17 protein-coding genes are annotated in these 22428 nt (G+C 67.4%); 13 read left to right on the plus strand and 4 right to left on the minus strand.

Annotation, left to right across the window (positions count from 1 at the left end):
- Positions 1-47 precede the first annotated feature (47 nt).
- The 6 genes from AC5P5V_RS13025 to AC5P5V_RS13050 all read left to right on the plus strand — a co-directional run bounded on the left by AC5P5V_RS13025 (position 48) and on the right by AC5P5V_RS13050 (position 12271).
- On the plus strand, positions 48-2612 hold the full coding sequence (locus AC5P5V_RS13025; protein ID WP_134972089.1) for a fimbria/pilus outer membrane usher protein: 2565 nt from the start codon (positions 48-50) through the stop codon (positions 2610-2612).
- Positions 2603-3637 (plus strand): fimbrial protein, encoded by a 1035-nt coding sequence (locus AC5P5V_RS13030; protein ID WP_231352539.1) that lies wholly within the window; start codon positions 2603-2605, stop codon positions 3635-3637. The genes AC5P5V_RS13025 and AC5P5V_RS13030 overlap by 10 nt, the downstream gene beginning before the upstream one ends.
- A gap of 266 nt (positions 3638-3903) precedes the next feature.
- The gene (gene wecB, locus AC5P5V_RS13035) at positions 3904-5088 is read left to right on the plus strand and encodes a non-hydrolyzing UDP-N-acetylglucosamine 2-epimerase (RefSeq protein WP_134972085.1); all 1185 of its coding nucleotides are present in this window, start codon (positions 3904-3906) and stop codon (positions 5086-5088) included.
- The gene (locus tag AC5P5V_RS13040; RefSeq protein WP_231352540.1) at positions 5085-7286 is read left to right on the plus strand and encodes a cellulose biosynthesis cyclic di-GMP-binding regulatory protein BcsB; all 2202 of its coding nucleotides are present in this window, start codon (positions 5085-5087) and stop codon (positions 7284-7286) included. The genes wecB and AC5P5V_RS13040 overlap by 4 nt, the downstream gene beginning before the upstream one ends.
- A gap of 6 nt (positions 7287-7292) precedes the next feature.
- Positions 7293-9440, plus strand: a complete 2148-nt coding sequence (locus AC5P5V_RS13045; RefSeq protein ID WP_111177889.1) for a glycosyl transferase family protein — start codon at positions 7293-7295, stop codon at positions 9438-9440.
- Entirely contained in the window at positions 9437-12271 is a 2835-nt protein-coding gene (locus AC5P5V_RS13050; protein ID WP_231352541.1) for an NfrA family protein, read from the plus strand. The genes AC5P5V_RS13045 and AC5P5V_RS13050 overlap by 4 nt, the downstream gene beginning before the upstream one ends.
- On the opposite strand, the gene AC5P5V_RS13055 is transcribed toward AC5P5V_RS13050, so the two are convergent.
- The 3 genes from AC5P5V_RS13055 to ettA form a co-directional block, all read right to left on the minus strand.
- Positions 12265-13269, minus strand: coding sequence for a DUF4434 domain-containing protein (locus AC5P5V_RS13055; protein ID WP_180885650.1), 1005 nt, complete (start codon positions 13267-13269; stop codon positions 12265-12267). The two genes, AC5P5V_RS13050 and AC5P5V_RS13055, sit on opposite strands and share 7 nt — an antisense overlap.
- 83 nt (positions 13270-13352) lie before the next feature.
- On the minus strand, positions 13353-14669 hold the full coding sequence (locus AC5P5V_RS13060) for an NCS2 family permease (RefSeq protein WP_070488733.1): 1317 nt from the start codon (positions 14667-14669) through the stop codon (positions 13353-13355).
- 183 nt (positions 14670-14852) lie between these two features.
- Positions 14853-16517, minus strand: a complete 1665-nt coding sequence (gene ettA / locus AC5P5V_RS13065) for an energy-dependent translational throttle protein EttA (RefSeq protein ID WP_005415249.1) — start codon at positions 16515-16517, stop codon at positions 14853-14855.
- A gap of 252 nt (positions 16518-16769) precedes the next feature.
- On the opposite strand from ettA, the gene AC5P5V_RS13070 reads away from it, so the two are divergent.
- The 7 genes from AC5P5V_RS13070 to ribD all read left to right on the plus strand — a co-directional run bounded on the left by AC5P5V_RS13070 (position 16770) and on the right by ribD (position 21992).
- Positions 16770-17249 carry an RcnB family protein gene (locus AC5P5V_RS13070; RefSeq protein WP_049414548.1) on the plus strand — a complete coding sequence of 160 codons (480 nt, stop codon included), beginning with the start codon at positions 16770-16772 and terminating at the stop codon, positions 17247-17249.
- A gap of 185 nt (positions 17250-17434) precedes the next feature.
- Complete coding sequence (gene glyA, locus AC5P5V_RS13075; protein WP_057494411.1) at positions 17435-18688, plus strand: serine hydroxymethyltransferase; 1254 nt, start codon at positions 17435-17437, stop codon at positions 18686-18688.
- Positions 18689-18755: 67 nt separating this feature from the next.
- Positions 18756-19175, plus strand: a complete 420-nt coding sequence (locus AC5P5V_RS13080) for a hypothetical protein (RefSeq protein WP_072167831.1) — start codon at positions 18756-18758, stop codon at positions 19173-19175.
- A 27-nt stretch (positions 19176-19202) separates the two neighbouring features.
- Positions 19203-19637, plus strand: a complete 435-nt coding sequence (locus AC5P5V_RS13085) for a hypothetical protein (RefSeq protein WP_134971998.1) — start codon at positions 19203-19205, stop codon at positions 19635-19637.
- 86 nt (positions 19638-19723) lie between these two features.
- Positions 19724-20158, plus strand: a complete 435-nt coding sequence (locus tag AC5P5V_RS13090; RefSeq protein WP_180885648.1) for a hypothetical protein — start codon at positions 19724-19726, stop codon at positions 20156-20158.
- Positions 20159-20248: 90 nt separating this feature from the next.
- On the plus strand, positions 20249-20770 hold the full coding sequence (gene nrdR, locus AC5P5V_RS13095) for a transcriptional regulator NrdR (RefSeq protein ID WP_005415256.1): 522 nt from the start codon (positions 20249-20251) through the stop codon (positions 20768-20770).
- Between the two features lie 136 nt (positions 20771-20906).
- A complete protein-coding gene (gene ribD / locus AC5P5V_RS13100) occupies positions 20907-21992 on the plus strand; it encodes a bifunctional diaminohydroxyphosphoribosylaminopyrimidine deaminase/5-amino-6-(5-phosphoribosylamino)uracil reductase RibD (protein WP_134972002.1) in 1086 nt (361 codons plus the stop codon).
- 34 nt (positions 21993-22026) lie between these two features.
- Here ribD and AC5P5V_RS13105 read toward each other — a convergent pair whose 3' ends face one another.
- On the minus strand, positions 22027-22401 hold the full coding sequence (locus tag AC5P5V_RS13105; RefSeq protein ID WP_180885646.1) for a hypothetical protein: 375 nt from the start codon (positions 22399-22401) through the stop codon (positions 22027-22029).
- Between the last annotated feature and the right edge of the window lie 27 nt (positions 22402-22428).

Raw genomic sequence — 22428 nt, forward strand, 5'->3', positions numbered from 1 at the left:
GCGCGGCGAATTGAAGGAATGTCAGTGTGATCGGAAACAGATTGACATTGTCGATCCATCAGGCGCTTTGCCTGCTGGTTGTTGGCGCGGCCTGCCCAGGATGGGCGCTGGCTGCGCCGGCCAATCTCGGTGAACAGGCGCTGATGGCGCAGAGTGGTGCGGCCAATGCGCGTGCACCGGAATCGGCCCAGTTCAATTCCAGCTTCCTGTCCGGCCAGGCCAAGCAGGTCGACCTGGCGGCCTTCAGCAATGGCAACCCGATGGTTGCCGGCAACTACCGTGTCGACGTCTACGTCAACGGTGCCTGGCAGGGCCGTCGTGACCTGCAGTTCAAGGCCGATGCACAGGGCCGTGTCGACGCCTGCCTGCCGCTGCCGATGCTGGAGGAAATGGGCGTGGACAGCGAGGCCGTGCTGCTGCAGCAGGACCCGACGCTGCCGACCGACACGACCAGCTGCGTGCCGGTGCAGCAGCGCATGGCCAACGCCTACGGTGTCTACGACAGCGGCAACCTGCGCTACGACCTCAGCATCCCGCAGGTGTTCCTGCGCCGTGAGGCACGCGGCTACGTCAACCCGGCGCTGTGGGACCGCGGCATCAATGCCGGTTTCGTCGGCTACAGCTTCAATGCCATCGACAGCAACAGCCGTGTCGAAGGTGGCCAGCGCAACCGCAGTGCCTATCTCGGCCTCAATGCCGGCCTGAACCTGGGTGGCTGGCAGTTCCGCCACGACTCCAACCTGACCTGGTCCGAGGGTGACGGCCGCCATTGGCAGAGCATCGCCACCTACGCACAGCGCGGCATCCCGCAGGTGCGCGGCATGCTCACCATCGGTGAGGCCTACACCACCGGCGAGCTGTTCGACTCGATCGGCTACCGCGGTGCCAGCCTGGCCAGCGACGATCGCATGCTGCCCGATTCGCTGCGCGGTTACGCGCCGGTGGTGCGCGGCATCGCCGAGACCAACGCACGCATCGAAGTGCGCCAGAACCAGCAGCTGATCTACTCCTCCACCGTTTCGCCGGGCAACTTCGTCATCGATGACCTGTACCCGACCGGCTACGGCGGCGACCTGGAAGTGAGCGTGATCGAGGCCGATGGCCGCCGCCGCGAATTCAAGGTGCCGTTCGGCTCGGTGCCGCAGATGCTGCGCGAAGGCGTGTCGCGTTACTCGCTGACCGCCGGCCAGGTGCGCAACAAGCTGCTGGCCGACGAACCCTGGCTGGTGCAGGGCACCTACCAGCGCGGCATCGGCAACCAGCTGACCCTGTACGGCGGCAGCGCGCTGAGCGATGGCTACCTGTCGCTGCTGTACGGTGTCGGCCTGTCCACGCGGGTCGGTGCCTTCGCGGCAGACGTCACCCATGCACGCACCTCGTTCGACCACTACGGCAGCCACACTGGCGCCAGCGTGCGCTTGAGCTACAGCAACATGATCGGCGAGACCGGCACCAACCTGACCCTGGCCGCCTACCGCTACTCGACCGAAGGCTTCTACAGCCTGCAGGACGCGCTGTATGGCCGTGACTCGGACGCGCGCGGTATCGATCCGACCACCCGTGGCCGCCAGCGCAGCCAGTTCCAGGTGACCTTGAACCAGCCACTGGGCCGTCGTGGCGGTGCGCTGTACGTGACCGGTTCGGTGCGTGACTTCTATGACCGCTCCGGCACCTCCAAGCAGTACCAGGTGGGCTACAACAACGCCTGGCGTTCGATGAACTACGGATTCTCGGCGCTGCGCACCGAAGAAGGCGTGCTCGGCCGTTCCGATACCCAGTACCTGCTGTCGATGAGCGTGCCGCTGGGCCGTGGTACCCACCCGGTGTCGTTCAGTGCCGATCTCGGCGTGCGCGACCGCGGTGGCTACGACAACAGCCGCGTCGGCATCACCGGTTCGGCCGGCGTCGACAACAACTTCAGCTACGGCGTGGCCCTGTCCGATTCCCGCGAGGGTGGCACCACGGCGGTCGGCAATGCCGAATACCGCAGCCGCTACTCCGCGTTGAATGCCACCTACAGCCACTCGCGTGATTTCCGCCAGGCCTCGGTCGGTGCCAACGGCAGCGTGGTGGTGCATCCGGGCGGCTTCACGTTCACCCCGCAGCGTGGCGACACCATGGTGCTGGTCGAGGCCCCGGGCGCGCGCGATGCGATCGTCAGCAACGCCCCGGGCCTGCGCGTCGATGGCCGCGGCTACGCCGTGGTGCCGTACGTGTCGCCGTACCGCCTCAACACCGTCACCCTCGATCCGCAGGGCATGGCCCACGACGTCGAGCTGGAAAGCACCAGCCAGTCGATCGCACCGTTCGCCGGTGCCATCAGCTACCTGCGCTTCGATACCCGCAAGGGCAACGCGTTGCTGATCCAGGTACGCAACCCGGATGGCCGCAGCATGCCGTTCGGTGCGCAGGTCAAGGATGAGCAGGGCCAGCCGGTCGGCATGGTCAGCCAGGGCGGCCGCCTGTACGTGCGAAGTGAAAAGAACCAGGGTCGCCTGCTGGTGGAGTGGGGCGCCGGTGCCGACCAGCGCTGCACCATCGATTACCAGGTTCCGGCGGACGCCGATGCGTCCAAGACCGGCTTCATCCCGCTGGAGGCAGCATGCCGATGATTTCTTCCCGTGGCCGCAAGGCGCTGACGGCCCTTGTACTGCTGGGTGGCGCACTGCTGGCACAGCAGGCCAGCGCGTCGTGCCGCATCCAGTCCAGCTGGTTCACCGCGCAGGACGTGACCATGGACATGGGCCAGATCGTGATCCTGCCCAGCACGCCGGTCGGTGGCGTGATCAAGGAGATCAGCGAGCCGATCAACCAGCAGAACAGCGTGGCACGTTGCGACTGGTCCGGTGGCCGTTCCATTGGCGAGTACGTCAACGCCGCGCAGAAGCGTCCGGTGGCCGGCTTCTCGAACGTCTATGAAACCGATGTGGCGGGCGTGGGTATCCGCCTGTACCGGGACTCCGGTGCGATCCAGACCTACTATCCGCACACCATCAATTTCGGCAGCAGCAGCACCATCTCGCTGGTGGGAGGCACGTTCCGCATCCAGCTGATCAAGACCGCTGCCCAGACCGGCTCGGGCGTGATCGCGCCGAACGGCCGCTTCACCACGTACTACTTCGACGGCGATGGCCCCGGTCGCCCGGTGCTGACCTCGACCTTCAAGGGCTCCGGTACCACCGTGGTCAGCCCGACCTGCGAAGTGCAGGCCGGCAGCCGCAACATCGCCGTCGACTTCGGCAGCGTGCCCAACACCACCTTCACCGGTGTCGGTTCGCGCGCGGTCGATCGTGATTTCGAGATCCACCTGAACTGCCAGGGCAGCAATGTTGCCGCCTACCAGAGCAAGATCGGCATCCGCCTCGATGCCGACCAGGACAGCTCGAACATGCCGGGTGTGCTGAAGCTCAGCGCAGCCAGCAACAGCGCCACCCGCATCGGCATCCAGATGGTCCAGCGCGTTGGCACCACCGAGCGCGAAGTGCGCTTCGGCCAGACCATCAACGTCGGCACCACCGCGCCGGGGACCAGCGTCATGGCGCTGCCGCTGCGCGCGCGCTATGTGCAGACCCAGGCTGGCACGGTGGGTGCGGGTGTCGCGAACGGCCAGGCCACGTTCACCATCCAGTACGAGTAAGGCCGCTCGGGCGGCTGCCCCTGCTGCGTTCCGCCGCAACGTCGCCCGTCCCACGGGCGGCGTTGACTGCGTCTTGATCTTCCAACGATGAAGATCACTGCCACGACGCACGTGCCATCAATCGAATGTGATGGACGTCGCGAATTTGGAGTTTCCTCATGAGGTGACCGTCTCCTGCCTGCGGGCATTGGACGGTAACGCCGAAAGGATCCAGACGTGGCTACAGCTCCTGGCATTTTCCAGCACCGGCCTTCCGGAGCACCCCGGTGAAGGTCCTGTCGGTGTTCGGCACCCGGCCGGAAGCGATCAAGATGGGGCCGCTGGTGCGCGCCCTGGCCCAGGCTGCGGATGTCGAATCGGTGGTCTGCATCACCGGCCAGCACCGGGCGATGCTCGACCAGGTGATGTCGCTGTTTGAGATCACCGCCGACCATGACCTGGAGGTCATGGTGCCCAACCAGACCCTCAATGGCCTGTGTTCCAGGCTGTTCGAGCGGCTTGACGCGCTCTACACGCAGGTCCGCCCGGATCGCGTGCTGGTGCACGGCGATACCACCACGGCGATGACCGCTGCCCTGGCCGCGTTCCACCACCGCATTCCGATCGGCCATGTCGAGGCCGGCCTGCGCACCGGCGACATCAACCGGCCATGGCCGGAGGAGATGAACCGGCGGGTGATCGACGTGGTCGGTCATCAGCTGTATGCACCTACTCCCGGCTCGCGCGCCAATCTGGCCCGTGAGCATCTGGGCGGGCAGATCCTGGTCACCGGCAACACCGTCATCGATGCCCTGCAGCAGACCGTGCAGCGCCTGGATGCCGATCCGGCACTGCGTGCCCAGGCCGACGAACCCTTCCACATGCTCGACCCCGGGCGCCGCCTGCTGCTGGTCACCGGCCATCGCCGCGAGAGCTTCGGCCAGGGCTTCGAGGACATCTGCCGTGCGCTGGCCGAACTGGCCCAGCGGCCGGACCTGCAGGTGCTGTACCCGGTGCACCTCAATCCGAACGTGCAGGCACCGGTCAACGCACACCTGGGCAACCTCGACAACGTGCACCTGGTGCCGCCGCAGGACTACCTGCGCTTCGTGCGCCTGATGCAGCGCGCCGACGTCATCCTCACCGACTCCGGTGGCGTGCAGGAAGAAGCGCCGGCATTGGCCAAGCCGGTGCTGGTGATGCGCGACGTCACCGAGCGCCCGGAGGCGGTCGAGGCCGGTGTGGTGACGCTGGTCGGGACCACGCCCTCGCGCATCGTCGAGGGGGTCAATGCGGCCTTGGCGCAGCCACCGCGGCCGACCCGTTTCGACCCCGATGGCAGTCCCTATGGCGACGGCCGCGCCAGCGCCCGCATCGTCGCCGCCCTGCGTGGCGCTCCTCTTCCCGAGTTCTCGCCCGGTCTCCGCAGCGGCGGTGCCGCCCACCACCCTCTCCATGAAGTGACGCCATGAGCCAGACCGGCCGCTGTCCCCTGTTTGTTTCCGCCGCCGCGTTCGTCCTGTCGTGCGCGGTTGGCAGTGCCCACGCCGCCGACAGCGTCGCCGGCCAGTTCGCAGAATGGAGCGGCGACAGCACGGTGAGCCGGCAGATGACCCTGCGCGAACTCGGCTTCCGCCAGCCGCTGGTACTCAGTGGGCAGGAGAGCCAGCGCGAGGTCTACCTGCCGGTGCCGGCCGGTGTTGCCACTCGCGATGCGCAGCTGCAGCTCGATGGCCGCTATGTGCGTGGCCACGCCGGGCGAACTTCAGGCCTGTGGTCGGTGGATGGCGATCCGATCGCCGCGCGTTCGATCACCGATGCCCAGGGCGATGCCAGCCAGCTGCTGGCCATCGATGGCGAACCCCGCCAGAACGGCTTCGTGCGGGTCGGTGTCGGCTGGTGGTCGATCGTGTCCGACTACCAATGTGCCGACCAGAGCGCGCCGGCGAATGTGCTGCGGCTGTCGCCGGACTCGCGCTTCAGCTACCGCTTCGATGGGCGTGCCGTGGATACCGTGGCCAAGGCCTGGGGCGCGCTGCCACCGCGGGTGCGCCTGCTGGTGGAGGGCAAGGCGCTGCAGGCGCCCACCTATGATGCCGCCTGGCGCATTGGTACCGCGTTGCAGGCCGGAGGCAAACAGGTGCAGGTGGTGGCGCTGCCCAAGGTCGGCGACAGCGTCGACCTGGCCGGCATCAGCATCCCGGCCAGCCTGCAGGGCGTGCCGGCGTACGCCGCGCTGGCCGCGGGCGAGCGCGTGCACGCGATCAAGGACCTGGCCGAAGTGGGAGCGCTGCTGTCGTTGCGTGACAGCGGGCCGTTGGCCGCCGATGTGATGATCGGCAGCGATGCATTGCGCGCCGGCGTACGCGGGGCGCTGGATGCGCTGGCCGCACAGGTCGGCGCGGCGGGCACCGATGCGGGCGCAGCGTTTGCCACGTGGCGCGGTACTGACATGGGCGGCCTGGAGAAGCCCGCCGCCAACGCGTCGGTCAGCGTGGTGGCCGTTGCCGGCCGTCCGACGCTGGTGGTCGACCCGGCGGCAGCGGGCAAGGTGGCCGGACTGTTCGCCGAACAGTGGCGCAGCTATGCGCTGGGCCGCAGCCTGCAGGTCAGCGCAGCAGGAACGCCCAAACTGGACGGTGACCAGGTACTGCTGAGCCGGCTCGGAAACATCGCCGGAACCATGGATGTGGTGACCCGCGCCGACCGCAGCGCCAGCTTCGATCTGGGCACGCTGTCGGCCGATGGCCGCCTGCCCGAGCAAGTGGTGATCGATGTCTCGGCGGCCCCCAATGCGGCGGGTCAGGGCGCGGTGGCCACGATCTACCTCAACGACTACCTGCTGGGCGGCAAGGTGCTGTCGGCCAACGGCCAACCGCAACGGCTGGTGGCCAAGGTACCGGCCTACGCGCTGTCGGCGCGCAACGAGATCCGTGTCAGCTTCCTGCGCCAACCGGCACGCCCCTACTGCCACGATCCGGCGACCGGCTATCCAGTCTCGATCCTGCCCAGCAGCCACCTGACCCTGGCCAGGCGCTCGCTGGGCAGTGATTTCGTCGGTGCCAGCAGCCAGCTGTCACGCGGCAACCAGGTGTTCGTGCCCGGCGCCTGGCTGCAGGATGCACCGGCGTCGCTGGGCAAGGTCATCGCGGTGGCCAGTGCAGTGGGCGCTTCGCCGGAGGTGTCGGAACTGAAGGTGGTCGACGCCGGTGCCGCGGTCAGCCCGGGCGCGCCATGGCTGGCCTTCGGCGTTGCACCGGCCGGTGTCGATGTGGCCGGCCTGAAGGATGGCCACCTGCGCGTCGGTGGCACGTCGCAACCGCTGCTGGATGTCAGCGGCCTGGATCACGCCGCGGTGGTGCAGGTGGGTTCGTCCGGCGGCCAGCTGGGCGTTCTCTACAGCGACCTCGGCGCACAGGCACCGTCGTTCAGCGCACCGTTCCGGTTGCTGCGCGGCGATCTGGCCGTGCTTGACGGCACTGATGTCGTGCGCGAATTCGACCGCCAGGATCCTTATGGCACTCGCCTCGCGCACGACGGCAATCCGCAATCGAAGTGGGAACGGCACATGGTCTGGTTGCTGCTGCTGGTCGGCGTGATCGTATTCGCGCTGCTGGCCGCCCGCGTCACCCAGGTGCGCCGCCGCAAGTCCGCCAACGCAGGACATTGATCCACCGTGGACGGTCTGTTCTGGAACATCCAGCTGGCCAACTACTACGCCGCCCTGGAAACCACGGCGGCGGCGGTGGCCGTGCTGATCCTGATCTCCAGCCTCGATGACCTGTTCATCGATGTCTGGTACTGGGTGCGCGAGAGCTGGCGCGCGCTGACCGTCAAGCGCCGCGACGCGTACCGGCCGCTGACCCAGGAAGACCTGCTGCAGCGGCCGGAACAGCCGCTGGCGATCATGGTGCCGGCGTGGATGGAGTACGACGTCATCGCGCAGATGGTCGAGAACATGATCAACGTGCTCGACTACCGCGAGTACGTCGTGTTCGTCGGCACCTATCCCAACGACCAGCAGACCATCGACGAAGTCGAGCGCATGCGCCGTCGCTACAAGCGCCTGCGCCGCGTGGAGGTGCCGCATGACGGACCGACCAGCAAGGCCGACTGCCTGAACTGGCTGATCCTGGCGATCTTCGACTACGAGAAGCGCCACGACATCGAGTTCGCCGGGGTGATCCTGCACGACAGCGAAGACGTGCTGCACCCGATGGAACTGCGCTTCTACAACTACCTGCTGCCGCGCAAGGACATGATCCAGCTGCCGGTCACCTCACTGGACCGCGAATGGTACGAACTGGTGGCCGGTGTCTACATGGACGAGTTCGCCGAATGGCACGCCAAGGACCTGGTGGTGCGCGAGAGCGTGTCCGGCATGGTGCCGTCGGCCGGCGTCGGCACCTGCTTTTCGCGGCGTGCGCTGCTGGCGCTGAGCGCGCAGACCGACAACCAGCCCTTCAACACCGACAGCCTCACCGAAGATTACGACGTCGGTGCGCGGCTGGCGGCCATGGGCATGCAGTCGATCTTCGCCCGCTTCCCGGTGCAGTTCCGCGTGCGTCGGCCGTCATGGTTCGGCTGGGGGCCGGTGCGCGAGCGCACCCAGCAGATGGCGCTGTGCGTGCGTGAGTACTTCCCCGACAACTTCCGCGCCTCGTACCGGCAGAAGGCGCGCTGGGTGCTGGGCATCGGCCTGCAGAGCTGGGAGTCGCTGGGCTGGCGCGGTTCGCTGGCTACCAAGTACCTGTTGGCGCGCGATCGCAAGGGCATCATCACCTCGTTCGTCAGCATCATCGCCTACCTCATTTTCCTGCAGTTGCTGCTGTTCTGGCTGTTGAAGGCGACCGGGGTGTGGACGATGCAGTTCCCCAGCGTGTTCCAGGCCGGTACCTGGCAGATGAATGTCGCGCTGCTGACCACGGCGGCACTGGCGACCCGCGTCGTGCAGCGCTTCTACTTCGTCAACCGCCTGTACGGCTGGGAGCATGCGCTGATGTCGATCCCGCGCATGGTGGTCGGCAACATGATCAACTTCATGGCCACCGCCCGCGCATGGAAGGTGTTCCTGGCCTACCTGCTGTTCGGCAAGCGCATGGTCTGGGACAAGACCATGCACGACTTCCCCGATGCGGCACAGCTGGTGCAGACCCGCAAGCAGCTCGGTGAGCTGTTGACCACTTGGCAGGCGGTGGAACCGGAGCGGCTGCAGCAGGCGCTGGCGCAGCAGCATGCCGGCCGGCGGCAGCCGCTGGGCCGCATCCTGCTCACCCAGGGCTGGCTGGATGATGAAACCCTGGCCGAAGCCATCGCCTTCCAGGGCGACCTGCCGCGTGCGGTCATCGACATCGATTACCTGCGCGCGGGCTCATTCCCGGTCAGCGCCGATGCCTGCGTGCAGTGGCGCATGCTGCCGCTACCGCCGCGGCAGCAGCAGACACTGCGGCTGGCCGTGGCCAGCCCATTGCCCGAAGACGCGCTGGCGCTACTGAAGCAGGAAACCCGCAGCGCACACATCGAACAGAGCATCGCCCGCGAAAGCGAAATCAACGCAGGCCTGCGCCTGATCGGCGGCGACCAGCACTGGCAGCTGGACAACGTGCCCTTGCTGGGCGACCTGCTGGTGGAGATGCGCCTGATCGACCACGCGCGCTTCGAGATTGCACTGGATGCGTACAAGCCGCAGCGCGATGGCCGCATTGGCGATTACCTGGTCAAGCAGGGCATCACCACCGAGGACGCCGTCGCCCAGGCCATGCAGGAGCAGCGCCGGCGTGCGGCCGCGCTGCAGTCGCCGCCTCCCGGAGCCTTGCCGGCATGAAGACCACGCTGCTGTCCACCGTCATCGCTGTCGCCCTGGCAACGGCTACCGCGCCGGCACAGGCGCAGGCCGATGCGCCGCTGCCGTTGTCCGGTGCGGCCTACCGCGTCGCCGAGCAGGCCTTCGCCGCCTACGAGCGCGGTGATTACGCTGCGGCCTACCAGCAGTCCAGCGAAGCGATCCGGTTGCGCCCGGACGTGGTGCGGCTGCGCCTGCTGCAGATCTATGCGTTGCAGAAACTGGGCCGGCCGGCGGAGGCGCAGCAGCAGGCGCGCCGTGCACTGGATGCCGGGTTGAAGGATCCGGCCTTGCCGGCATTGGCCGCTGCCACCGCTGCGCGCAGCACGCCCCCGGATGCCCGGGGCGGGCGCGCACCCTCTCCACCGCGCGCGGCCGGCAGCGGCGCAGACCGCGCCAGGCAGCAGGCCTACACGCTGGCCACCGAGGCCTATGCTGCCTATGACGCCGGGCGCATGCGGGAAGCGGCCAGCAAGGCCGAGCAGGCCTTCCGCCAGCAGCCGAAGCAGGGTGCCTGGGCGATGCTGTGGGTGGCGGCGCTGGAAGCACAGCAACAGGCCGAACTGGCCGACGCGGCCATCGGCACGGCGCTGCAGCTGGGCGCACCGAACGTCGAGGAACTGCGCGCGCGGCGCGTGGCGCTGGCCCGCCAGCGCGCGCTGCTGCAGGCCCAGCAGGCCTACCAGTCGCTGTCCACGCAGAACGATGCGGCGGCCGTCGCGCAGGCGCGCGCCGCCGTCGAGCTTGCGCCGGATGTTGCTTCGTACCGGTTGCTGTTGATCACCGCGCAGCTGCAGCAGGGGCAGCTGGCCGACGCCGAGCGCAGCGCCGACCAGGCACTGCAGGCCGACGGCGGGGATCTCAATGCCCGGGTGATGCGCGGCTATCTGCGCCAGCGCCAGGGCAAGACCGTGCTTGCCAATGAGGACTTCGACACCGCGCTCGCCATGCCGGGGTCCACAACGCAACAGCGCAACGTGCGCCTGCTGGCCGTGGATGCGGCCCTGGCCGCTGGGGATCGCGCACGTGCGGCTGCACTGCTGGCGCCGCTGCGGTCGGTATTGCCAGCCGATGCAGGCGATGCACGCGCGCAGCAGTTGCTGCAGCAGGGCATCGAGCAGCGCGCCAGGGCGACCGCATCCAGTCGCGAGCTTCCGCGCATGAGTGCGCAGGCCTATCCAGCGCCGTTCCAGCATTGCCAATCGGATGACGCCGCCAATATCTGCGAGCTGATGCCGGCTGATCTGCAGGGCGACGGTGGCGCTGCACAGCGCGCATATGCAGCCTACGCGCGCCAGGACTTTGCCGAGGCCATAGGTGAAGCACGACAGGCCGTGCAACTCGCACCGGACGATGCAGACCTGCAAGGCCTGCTGACCACCACGCTGGCGGCAGGCAACCGCAGCCAGCAGGACGAAGCACGGCTGCGCCTGGATGCGGCACTGGCGCAACGCCCTGATGACGCCGGGCTGCTGATGCAGCGCGGCTATCTCAACCAGAAGGCCCGTGAACCGGCGCGCGCACTGGCCGACTTCCGTGCCGCCGAGGCCACCGGCAAGGCACCCAAAAGCGTGGTAATCGACCAGGCGTATGCGAGTGCGGCCAACGGCGATCATCCTCAGGCGGTGTCGCTGCTGCGTAGCGCCATTGATCGCGCCGACGCCGGTGAGCTGCCTCTGGATGCGCATCAGCGCTACAACGTGCGCAATGCCATCGCCAACTATTCGCGCGAGTGGGGCGTGATCGCCTCGGCCGGCTTCCGCGGCGCGCGCCAGGCCGCGACCAATGTCGGCGGCGCGGCGATCAGTACGCCGGGCGATTCGGTGTTCAGCACGCTGGAAGCGTTCTGGCGGCCCCCGGCGTTCAACGACCAGCATGGCACGCTGGAGCTCTACACGCGGCTGCTCAACACGCTGTACGACGAGGGCGGCACCTACGAATCGATCCGCGCAGTGGACCCGTGCACCGGCGAATCGACACCCGACGCACGTGCACGCGCCGACCGTCTCAGCCGTTCGCGTTCCACCACCGGCTGGCCGTCCACCATCGCCTCGTTCGGCATGCGCTACGCCTTCGGCCAGACCGGCCTGAGCGCCGGCATCGAGCGCCGCCAGTTTCTCGGTAGCGCCACCCGCACGGGCGATGTCTATCCCGCGTCCGCGGCCGTGCAGTGTAGCCTGCAGCTGGCCCTGAACCCGCCACTGGAAGCCAGCACGCTGGCCCGCTACCGCCTGGCCAGCGGTTCCGGTGGCTGGATGTCCTACCTGACCTACGGCTATTACCACGGTACCGACCTGCGCACCGACGTGAACCAGTGGTGGATGGTCAGCGGCTACGCGCAGGGCGGTTACACATGGGATGACAACACCGCGCATTTCACCCTGGATGCACTCGATGCCAACGGCATACCGGTGCGGCGGATCGGTGATGCCAATGGGCGCCTGCATCGCGAACAGTGGTTCGCTGCCGCTGAACTGCGCGCCGGACGCAGCTTCCGTTTCGGTGCCGGGCAGACCCACTGGGTGGTCACGCCGTATGCGGTGGTGGGGGCGGACTGGCTGGACCAGCGCTCGCGCGTGCGCGACATCCGCTACCCGCTGTTTCCGGTACAGTCGTTCGCGCTCAACGATACGCAGCGCAGCTGGTCACTGGGCGCGGGGCCGGGCCTGGGCGTGCGCTACTGGTTCCGCGAGGACCACTACAACACGCCGCGTTCCTACCTCGACCTGACCGTGCAGTACCGCTTTGCGATCGGTGGCGGTGATACGCAGCGCGCCAAGGGCCTGTTCGCCACCGCCATCCTCTATTACTGAGGCAGCCCCCACCGCCGCCGCAGCGCCGCCGCCTGCGGCGTGTCCTGGGTCAGCCACGGCTCCAGCGCATAGACCAGCACGTGCTGTGCGCCGCTGTCGCGCGCCCACGCCAGCTGCCGTTGGATCCGTGCGGCATCGGCAGTCTCGCCCTTGAACCCGCTGCCATCAGCGGCGCTGCCGGGCAGTTCGCGGAACAGCTCGACGATCACATCGAAGCCGATGTCGTGCGCGTGGAAATGATCGAGCAACGGCTGAAGCTGCTGTACGTTGCCGGCGCCGGCAACGCCCACGCCGTCCTGCACCATCGGTCGCAGCGTGGCCTGGGCCAGTACCGCCTGCCATAGCGTGACCAGGTCGCCATCGGACTGCAGGCGGCTGAAGTAGCAGGAGATCGCGCAGTCACCGCCGCGCGCGCCGGTGGCGTCTGCCAGCCCGTGCAGCCATTGCGCCAGCCATTGCTGGCGGGCCGGATCGGCCCAGTGGTACTGCTCCAGTTCGTAGGGCAGGTACCAGCCCCCGAAGGCCGGCTGCTCGGCCCACGGCGCCTGTGCCAACCAGCTGCGTGCGTGCGCCAGGCTGTCGGCCAGGAACGCCTGCAGCGCGGCGTCGTCGGCGCCGATCGCCTGCCACCAGCGCTGCTGGAAGGGTAGGCCGACACGGATGCGCAGGTTGTTCTGGCTGGCGGCGGTGAACAGCTGATGCAGGCTGCCGTCGGGCAGTGACCAGTCGCCGTCACTGCCGCCGACGATGCCGGTCCATTGCAGCACCAGCTGACGGCAGCCCAGCGTATGTGCAAGCTTCAACGAGCGCTGCCAGTCGGCCGGTCCCCACTGCAGGTGGCTGCGCCAGGGCTGCAGGAAGGTGCCGTCGACCTGCACCGGCACCGAGCAGCCGGGCAGGGTGGCGAGCGTACCGGCCAACGGCGCCAGCACGGCCGCTCGCAGCAGGCGGCGGCGCAATGGCGAAGACGGATCTGCGGGAAGGACGGGCGCAACCATGCCCGCATCATCCCAGAGCACCGTGCGCAGCAGGTGAACCCAGCAACGGGTAGTGCCGGCCGCTGGCCGGCACCACCGCGTGCTTACTCCAACGCGTAGCGCAGGGTGAACAGCACCGCCACCAGCCATACCGCCGGATGCACTTCGCGCCAGCGGCCGGTGCCGGCCTTCAGCGCCGCATACGCGATGAAGCCAAACGCCAGGCCATTCGCGATGGAGTAGGTGAACGGCATCGCCAGCGCACACAGCGCGGCCGGCACCGATTCAGTCAGGTCGCTCCAGTCCACTTCCACCAGTTCGCGCAGCATCAGGCCGGCCACGAACAGCAGCGCCGGTGCGGTGGCATAGCTGGGCACCATCGCCGCCAGCGGCGAGAACAGCAGCGCGGCCAGGAACAGCGCCGACACGACCAGCGCGGTCAGGCCGGTGCGCCCGCCCACCTGCACGCCCGAAGCACTTTCAGCGAAAGCGGTGGTGCTGCTGGTGCCGAGCACCGAACCGGCCACGATGGCGGTGCTGTCGGCCAGCAACGCGCGGCCGAAGCGCTTCTGCGCGCCCGGCAGCTTCAGCAGTCCGGCGCGACCGACCACGCCATACAGGGTGCCGGTGGCATCGAACACTTCCACCAGCACGAACACCAGCACCACCTGCAGCAGCACCGCGATCGGCGCACCGCCGTCATGGTGCAGCAGGCCCGGCAGGTCCAGCTGCAGGAAGGTGGGGGCCAGGCTCGGCGGCAGCGAGACCAGGCCCTGGTACTGCACGTCGCCCAATGCCCAGCCCGCACCGGTCACCGCCAGGATGCCGATCAGGATCGCGCCGCGGATCCGGCGTGCTTCCAGCACTGCGATCAACAGGAAACCGGCCAGCGCCAGCAGTGGCGGCGCCGTGTTCAACGGGCCCAGCGCCACCAGCGTGTCTTCGTTGCCGACGATCACACCGGATTTCTGCAGTGCGATGATCGCCAGGAACAGGCCGATGCCGGCCACGATCGCCGAGCGCAGCGACGAAGGAATGCCCGACACCAGCCATGCCCGTACACCGGTCAGCGACAACACCAGGAACACCAGTCCGGAGATGAACACCGCCCCTAGCGCCTGCTGCCACGGCAGGCCGGCAGCGCCGACCACGGTGAATGCGAAGAACGCGTTCAGGCCCATGCCCGGTGCCATGCCGACCGGGAAGTTGGCCGCCAGCGCCATTACCGCCGAACCCAGCGCGGCGGCCAGGCAGGTGGCCACGAACACCGCACCCGCATCCATGCCGGTGGTGCCGAGGATCTCCGGGTTGACGAAGACGATGTAGGACATCGTCAGGAAGGTGGTGATGCCGGCCAGCAGCTCGGTACGCACGGTGGTGCCGTGCTGCTGCAGCTGGAACATGCGCTCGAACAGGGACATGGGGATTCTCGCGACAATAAGGTGTCACGACCAACGGTCGTGACCTACCCGAATGCAGAACGTGGGTACCGACCGTTGGTGGTGGGTACCGACCGTTGGTCGGTACGCTTCAAAGCGTCACCACCAACGGTGGTGACCTACCGAAAGGAGAAAGGCCGCGCGAGCGCGGCCTTTCCGGTTGCCTTACTTCAGCGCCTTGAAGCGCAGGCGCTTGGGCGCAGCGTCATCGCCCATCCGGCGCTTCTTGTCTTCCTCGTACTCGCGGTAGTTGCCCTGGAAGAACTCCACGTGCGAGTCGCCTTCGAAAGCGATGATGTGCGTGGCGATGCGGTCCAGGAACCAGCGGTCGTGCGAGATCACGAAGGTGTTGCCCGGGAACTCCAGCAGCGCGTCTTCCAGTGCACGCAGGGTTTCGATGTCCAGGTCGTTGGACGGTTCGTCGAGCAGCAGCACGTTGCCGCCCTGCAGCAGGGTCTTGGCCATGTGCAGGCGGCCACGCTCACCACCGGACAGCGAACCGACCATCTTCTGCTGGTCCTGGCCCTTGAAGTTGAAGCGGCCGATGTAGGCGCGCGACTGGATCTCGATGCCGTTGATGTTGAGGATGTCCAGGCCGCCGGCGATTTCCTGGAAGACGTTGTGGTTGCCTTCCAGCTTGTCGCGGCTCTGGTCCACGTAGGACAGCTGCACGGTCGGGCCGATCACGATCTCGCCCGAATCCGGCTTTTCCTGGCCGGTGATCATCTTGAACAGGGTCGACTTGCCGGCGCCGTTCGGGCCGATGATGCCGACGATCGCGCCCGGCGGAATCAGCATCGACAGGTTGTCGATCAGCAGGCGGTCGCCGAACTTCTTGGAGACGTTCTTGAACTCCATCACCATGTTGCCCAGGCGCTCGCCCGGCGGGATGAAGATTTCGTTGGTCTCGTTGCGCTTCTGGTAGTCCTGCGACTGCAGTTCTTCCAGGCGGGCCAGACGGGCCTTGCCCTTGGAACGGCCGCCCTTGGCGTTCTGGCGCGACCACTCCAGTTCCTTCTGGATCGCCTTCTGGCGGGCCTTTTCCTGGTTTTCTTCCTGCTTCAGGCGTTCATCCTTCTGCACCAGCCATTCGGTGTAGTTGCCCTTCCACGGAATGCCGCGGCCGCGGTCCAGTTCCAGGATCCACTCGGCGGCGTTGTCCAGGAAGTAGCGATCGTGGGTGACGGCCACCACGGTGCCGGTGTAACGCGCCAGGAACTGCTCCAGCCATTCAACCGACTCGGCGTCGAGGTGGTTGGTCGGTTCGTCCAGCAGCAGCATGTCCGGCTTCTGCAGCAGCAGGCGGCACAGTGCCACGCGGCGCTTTTCACCGCCGGACAGGTTGGCGATCTTGGCGTCCCACGGCGGCAGGCGCAGCGCATCGGCGGCCACGTCCAGCTGGTTTTCCAGGGTGTGGGCATCACCGGCGGCCAGGATCGCCTCCAGGCGCTCCTGCTCCTTGGCCAGCGCGTCGAAGTCGGCACCTTCTTCGGCGTAGGCGGCGTACACCGCTTCCAGCGCCGCCTGGGCCTGCAGCACTTCGCCCACGCCTTCCTCGACCGACTCGCGCACGGTCTTGTTCGGGTCCAGTTCCGGTTCCTGTGCCAGGTAGCCGACCTTGATGCCCGGCTGCGGGCGGGCCTCGCCCTCGAAATCGGTGTCCACGCCGGCCATGATCTTCAGCACGGTGGACTTGCCGGCGCCGTTCAGGCCCAGCAGGCCGATCTTCGCGCCCGGGAAGAAGGACAGCGAGATGTCCTTGATGATCTGCCGCTTGGGCGGGACCACCTTGGACACGCGGTTCATGGTGTAGATGTATTGCGAGGACATGAGGTCTCCGTAGGCGCGGCCCTGCGCCCGGCCCATCACGGGAACATCCCGTTGTGGCAGCGGGCACAGACTGGAAAGGAATACCGCCAATTATAGCCGGAACCGGTTCCGGGCCGCGCCCGTGGCAGGGGCGCTGGCTGGCCGTGGCCTGAATACTCCGTCACAGTCCTGCAGCGGGAAGCGTTTCCAGCCGGAAACGGTTCAGATCGGGTGCGCAATATGGGCTCACCACCACCCAAGCAGAGGTCTGACATGCGCATCAATCGAGTAATGGCCAGCGCCGTGGCCTCTGTGCTGGCGCTCGGCGCCGTGGCCCCGGCCTTTGCCGACAACGACCACCGTCGCGGCCATGACCGCCGCGAGTGGCGCGAGGACCGCCGCGAATGGCGACAGGACCGCCGTGACTGGGAACGCGACCGCCGCGAGGCACGCCGCGACTGGGAGCGCGACCGCCGCGACTGGCACCGCGACCACGACCGCTACTACCGTCCGGCCCCGCCGCCGCCGCGCGTGGTCTACCGCCCGGCCTACGGCCCGGGCTACGGCTGGAAGGTCGGCCACCGCTACCGCGATTACTACCGCGGCCCGATCTATGTGGTGAACGACTACCCGCGCTACCACCTGCGCCGCCCGCCGTATGGGCACCACTGGATCCGCGACGACCGCGGCAACATGCTGCTGGTGGCGGTGGCGACCGGCATCATCGCCGACTACATCATCAACAGTCGCTGAGGATCGCGGCTGGGGTCGGATCCCTTTCCACGGAAAGGTCTGTGATCCCACAACGTCCCTCGAAACCATACGGGGCCGGATTCCTTCGGGAGTGCCGGCCCCGGCCTTTCCGGCCCCGGCAGGCCGGTGCGGGGCTACAATCAGGGGCTGAGCCGTACCCCTTTCCCTGCCTGCTGGAGTACCCGATGTTCCCGCGTGACGTCCGCATCGAAACCTACGATCCCGAACTGGCCAAGGCCATCGCCGCTGAGACCCAGCGCCAGGAAGACCACGTCGAGCTGATCGCCAGCGAGAACTACACCAGCCCGGCCGTAATGGAAGCCCAGGGCAGCCAGCTGACCAACAAGTACGCCGAAGGCTATCCGGGCAAGCGCTACTACGGTGGCTGCGAATACGTGGACATCGCCGAGCAGCTGGCGATCGACCGCCTCAAGCAGCTGTTCGGCGCCGACTACGCCAACGTGCAGCCGCACAGCGGCTCGCAGGCCAACCAGGCCGTGTACTTCGCCCTGCTGCAGCCGGGTGACACCATCCTCGGCATGAGCCTGGCCCACGGCGGCCACCTCACCCACGGTGCCAAGGTCAATGCCTCGGGCAAGCTGTTCAACGCCGTGCAGTACGGCGTCAACGACCAGGGCCTGATCGATTACGACGAGGTCGAGCGCCTGGCCCTGGAGCACAAGCCGAAGATGGTCGTGGCCGGCTTCTCGGCCTACTCGCAGGTGATCGACTGGGCGCGCTTCCGCGCCATCGCCGACAAGGTCGGTGCCTACCTGTTCGTGGACATGGCCCATGTCGCGGGCCTGGTCGCCGCCGGCGTCTACCCGAGCCCGCTGGACCACGCCCACGTCGTCACCTCGACCACCCACAAGACCCTGCGCGGCCCGCGTGGCGGCATCATCATCGCCAAGGGCGCCGACGAAGACCTGGTCAAGAAGCTGCAGTCGATCGTGTTCCCGGGCATCCAGGGCGGTCCGCTGATGCACGTCATCGCCGGCAAGGCTGTGGCCTTCAAGGAAGCGCTGGAACCGGGCTTCAAGGCCTACCAGCAGCAGGTGGTGAAGAACGCCCAGGCGATGGCCAACACGCTGATCGCGCGGGGCTACAAGATCGTTTCCGGCGGCACCCAGAACCACCTGATGCTGGTCGACATGATCGGCAAGGACGTGTCCGGCAAGGATGCGGAAGCTGCGCTGGGCAAGGCTCACATAACCGTCAACAAGAACTCGGTGCCGAACGACCCGCGTTCTCCGTTCGTGACCTCGGGCCTGCGCCTGGGCACCCCGGCCGTGACCACCCGTGGCTACGTCGAGCAGGACTGCGTGGACCTGGCCAACTGGATCGCCGACGTGCTGGACGCACCGAACGATGATGCCGTCATCGCCCGCGTGCGCGACGCGGTCAGCGCGCAGTGCCGCAAGTACCCGGTCTACGGCTGATCGGCGCAGGGGGTCGGATCCCTTCCCGCAGGGAAGGGCTCTGACCCCGTCACCAGGAATCCCGCGCATGGATGAGCGCCGCCTCAAGTATCTGTACGCCACCCTGGCGGTGGCATTCGGCCTGCCCAGCCTGGTGGTGGGCGGTGCCGCGGCGACGATGCTGCTGCTGACGGGGCTGGGCCAGTTCGGCCATGGCACGCTGGCCGCGGTGACGGTGATGCCGCTGTGGGGCCTCGCCGGCATTGCCGGCTGCCTGGCCTGGTTGTGGCTCAGCGCCGGGTATCTGCTGCAGGGGCGTGCCGGGCTGCAGGTGCATCGCCTCTGGTGGTGGCTGCTGCTGGCCGGCGGTCTTGCCGCCGTACCCCCGCTGGGGCTGGCGCTGTGGTGGAGCATCACCGTCCACGCCGAAGGCATCGCCCTGTTGCTGTTGGGCCCGTCGATGCTGGTGCCGGCGGCGATGCTGGTGTGGATCAAGCGCCGCGCATGACGTGGCCCATGGAAGGACGTCGAACGCATGGATGAGCGCCTGCACAAACGCGCGATGGCGATTGCCGGCCTGCTGGTAGGCCTGCCCACCGTGGCGGCAGGCGGCACGGGTGCCGTGCTGGGGCTGATGGCCGTATGGGACGGCAAGTACCTGACGGGCGACGAGTACACGCTGTTGCTGCTGTGGTCGTCGGCCGGAGTGCTCGGCCTGCTGTCCTGGATGTGGCTGAGCGGCCTCTTCCTGTGGCGTGGTCGCGCAGGCCTGCATCAGGCGCCGGTGGTCGCATGGATTGGCCTGGTGCTGGGAATACTGGCCGCGCTGGGTGTCGTCGCCGCCACGCTGTATTTCACCTTCAAGGAAGGGGAGACCTCGACCTTGGGCTTTCTCGGGTTTGGCCCACTGCTGCTGGTGCTGGCCGCGCACCTGTTGTGGTTGCGCTGGGGCGTGACCGACGCTGTGTGACGGGTGCTTGGAAGTTTCAGAGAAATTGCATGGTGTGCTGCAGGCGTCAGGACTAGGGTCTTCCGAGCTAATGAAAGGAGCCCCCGATGCAATCCTGGCGCCGCCGACAAGGCCTCTACCTGCTTGTCCACAGCCTTCTTTTTTCCATTCCCTGCGCGTTGGCCGGCCTGTTGGGTTCGCTGCTGCTGCTGCTAGGGGTATGGGCGCAAGGCGGTGACAACAGCGCAGTTCTTGGATTGCTTGCGATGTGGGGTGTCCTGTCCGTGACGGCGATCCCACCGGTTTATCAGCTTGTAAACACGTGGCAGATGCGCGGACCGGATGGATTGAAGCCCGCCTCGCCAGTGCTGGAGACGCTGTTTCTAGTGTCAGGTGCTCAGGCTGTGTCCGCGTTGGTGATAACAGTTTCAAGTCTTGGAGTGCATCCGATACTGCTGATATTGGCAATCGGTTGGGGGGCTCCCTGGATCAGCCTTGCCTACCACTTCCGATGGCTGTCGAAGGCCTGCGGGCGCCAGTGAAGAAAAACGGAATTTGCTGCCTGGCCCCTTCTCAGGTACCTTTGCGACGCTGCCATGATGGTGGCAATTGCTCCCTGAGCCAGGCGTTCCATGCATTGCCCCTTCTGCCAACATGCCGATACCCGGGTCATCGACTCGCGCGTCTCTGAAGACGGCGCGACGATTCGCCGTCGGCGGGAATGCGAAGCCTGCGGCGAGCGCTTCAGCACCCTGGAAACGGTCGAGCTGAAGCTGCCGGCCATCGTCAAGAGCGATGGCACCCGCGAAGCGTTCGACCAGCGCAAGGTCCGCGCGGGGTTCGACCGCGCGCTGCAGAAGCGTGCGGTTCCCGAAGACAAGATCGAAGCGGCGGTACGTGCGGTGGTGCACCAGCTGCGCATCAGCGGCGAGCGCGAAGTGCCCTCGATCAAGGTCGGCGAGTTCGTCATGAACGAACTGCGCAAGCTCGACCACGTGGGCTATGTGCGCTTCGCTTCGGTCTACCGCAGCTTCGAGGACGTGGCCGATTTCCGCGAGGAGATCGAGAAGCTCGAGCGCGACCTGCCGTCCAGCACCGAACAGCTCCAGCTGCTGGGCGATGTGATCGCCCTGACCAAGAAGAAGAAGGGCTGACCGACACCGCTGTGGTGGCACGGAGGCGCCCATGATCTGGTGGGTGCCAACCTTGGTTGGCACGGAGGTGTCCATCCACGCATGGCGTGGATCTACCGATGGCGTGCATCCACACCGGCGGCGTTACCATGGCCGCATGACACCTTCGTTCTCCGTCCTCGACCACCTGCACATGGCCAACGCGCTGCGCCTGGCCGAGCGCGCTGCCTATACCACCCGGCCCAACCCGATGGTCGGCTGCGTGATCGCCCACGGCGAACGCGTAGTAGGGCAGGGCTGGCACCAGCGCGCAGGCGGCCCGCATGCCGAGGTGTTCGCGCTGCGCGAAGCCGGCAGCGAGGCCCGCGGTGCGACCGCTTACGTCACCCTGGAGCCCTGCGCCCACTACGGGCGCACGCCGCCGTGCGCACTGGCGCTGATTGAAGCGGGCGTGACGCGCGTGGTGGCCGCGATGCGCGATCCGTTCCCGAAGGTTGATGGCGGTGGCTTCGAACTGCTGCGCAATGCGGGTATCGAGGTTGCCGAAGGACTGATGGCGGCGCCGGCGCGCGAGCTCAACAAGGGCTTCCTGTCGCGCGTGGAGCGCAACCGCCCGTGGCTGCGGGTGAAGCTGGCCGCCAGCCTCGATGGCCGCACCGCGATGGCCGACGGCAGCTCCAAGTGGATCACCGGGCCGGCCGCGCGCGAGGACGTGCAGCACTGGCGCGCTCGCGCCGGTGCGATCCTGACTGGCGCCGATACCGTGCTGGCCGACGACCCGATGTTGACCGTGCGCCTGGCCGGTACCGAAGTGATGCCACCACTGCGCGTGGTGCTCGATTCGCGCCTGCGCTCGCTCGAATGCAGCCGTGTGCGCGAGGGCGGTGCGCCGACGCTGTACCTGCACGATGCAGCGGTGAGTGCACCGGATGCGGCCGACGCCGAATTTGCCAGCGTGCCCTGCGTTGAAGGGCGGCTGGACCTGGGCGCGGTGCTGGCGCTGCTGGCCGAGCGCGGCATCAACGAAGTGCATACCGAAGCCGGCGCGACGCTGGCCGGTGCGCTGCTGCGCGGTGGCTGGGTGGACGAACTGCTGCTCTACCAGGCCCCCACGTTGCTGGGCGACAACGGACGCCCGCTGCTGGCCGGCCTCGGCATCGATGCCATGGAGCAGCAGCGCCGCCTGCACGTGGTTGACCAGTGCCAGGTCGGCGAGGACATCCGGCTGCTGTTGCGCCCGTGAGGCAATGGCGGGGCACTGGCCCCGTTCCGGTGCCTCAGGTGCCCTCGTCCTCGTGGGCGGGGCACTGCTCTTTCCATTGCTGCTTCCACAGCACATGCAGGTCACGGCAGTAGGCACCGAGTGCTTCTCCCGTCAGTTGCGTTGACTTCCACCGCAGCCTGCGCCGGCTGATGCCCTGGTCGTACTCGTCCGGCAGTACCGACGGTGCGCACTGATCGTGGTACTGCAGGAACGCGCGGCAATCGTCGTTCTCGCTCAGTTGCGCGTCGATGTCGCGGTCGCGCAGCTGGGTCGACTCGAACGCAACCGAAGGTTGCACGAAGAAGGTCCTGGGTCTGGACGCTTCGGCCTGCCAGCACGCCATCAGCGCGACAAGCAGGACCGTGGTCGAGGTTATGCGGTGCTTCATGCTGTTGCCCTCGTGGAAGAGGGCAAC

Source organism: Stenotrophomonas sp. YJH_SMC_130 (genome assembly GCF_059369035.1).

Bases quoted from the DNA above. Each gene is read 5' to 3' on its own strand.
- ettA (WP_005415249.1), bottom strand. From the start codon at position 16,517: ATGTCCTCGCAATACATCTACACCATGAACCGCGTGTCCAAGGTGGTC.
- ribD (WP_134972002.1), top strand. From the start codon at position 20,907: ATGACACCTTCGTTCTCCGTCCTCGACCACCTGCACATGGCCAACGCG.
- glyA (WP_057494411.1), top strand. From the start codon at position 17,435: ATGTTCCCGCGTGACGTCCGCATCGAAACCTACGATCCCGAACTGGCC.
- AC5P5V_RS13080 (WP_072167831.1), top strand. From the start codon at position 18,756: ATGGATGAGCGCCGCCTCAAGTATCTGTACGCCACCCTGGCGGTGGCA.
- AC5P5V_RS13040 (WP_231352540.1), top strand. From the start codon at position 5,085: ATGAGCCAGACCGGCCGCTGTCCCCTGTTTGTTTCCGCCGCCGCGTTC.
- AC5P5V_RS13060 (WP_070488733.1), bottom strand. From the start codon at position 14,669: ATGTCCCTGTTCGAGCGCATGTTCCAGCTGCAGCAGCACGGCACCACC.
- AC5P5V_RS13030 (WP_231352539.1), top strand. From the start codon at position 2,603: ATGCCGATGATTTCTTCCCGTGGCCGCAAGGCGCTGACGGCCCTTGTA.
- nrdR (WP_005415256.1), top strand. From the start codon at position 20,249: ATGCATTGCCCCTTCTGCCAACATGCCGATACCCGGGTCATCGACTCG.
- AC5P5V_RS13050 (WP_231352541.1), top strand. From the start codon at position 9,437: ATGAAGACCACGCTGCTGTCCACCGTCATCGCTGTCGCCCTGGCAACG.
- AC5P5V_RS13055 (WP_180885650.1), bottom strand. From the start codon at position 13,269: ATGGTTGCGCCCGTCCTTCCCGCAGATCCGTCTTCGCCATTGCGCCGC.
- AC5P5V_RS13085 (WP_134971998.1), top strand. From the start codon at position 19,203: ATGGATGAGCGCCTGCACAAACGCGCGATGGCGATTGCCGGCCTGCTG.
- AC5P5V_RS13105 (WP_180885646.1), bottom strand. From the start codon at position 22,401: ATGAAGCACCGCATAACCTCGACCACGGTCCTGCTTGTCGCGCTGATG.
- AC5P5V_RS13070 (WP_049414548.1), top strand. From the start codon at position 16,770: ATGCGCATCAATCGAGTAATGGCCAGCGCCGTGGCCTCTGTGCTGGCG.
- AC5P5V_RS13090 (WP_180885648.1), top strand. From the start codon at position 19,724: ATGCAATCCTGGCGCCGCCGACAAGGCCTCTACCTGCTTGTCCACAGC.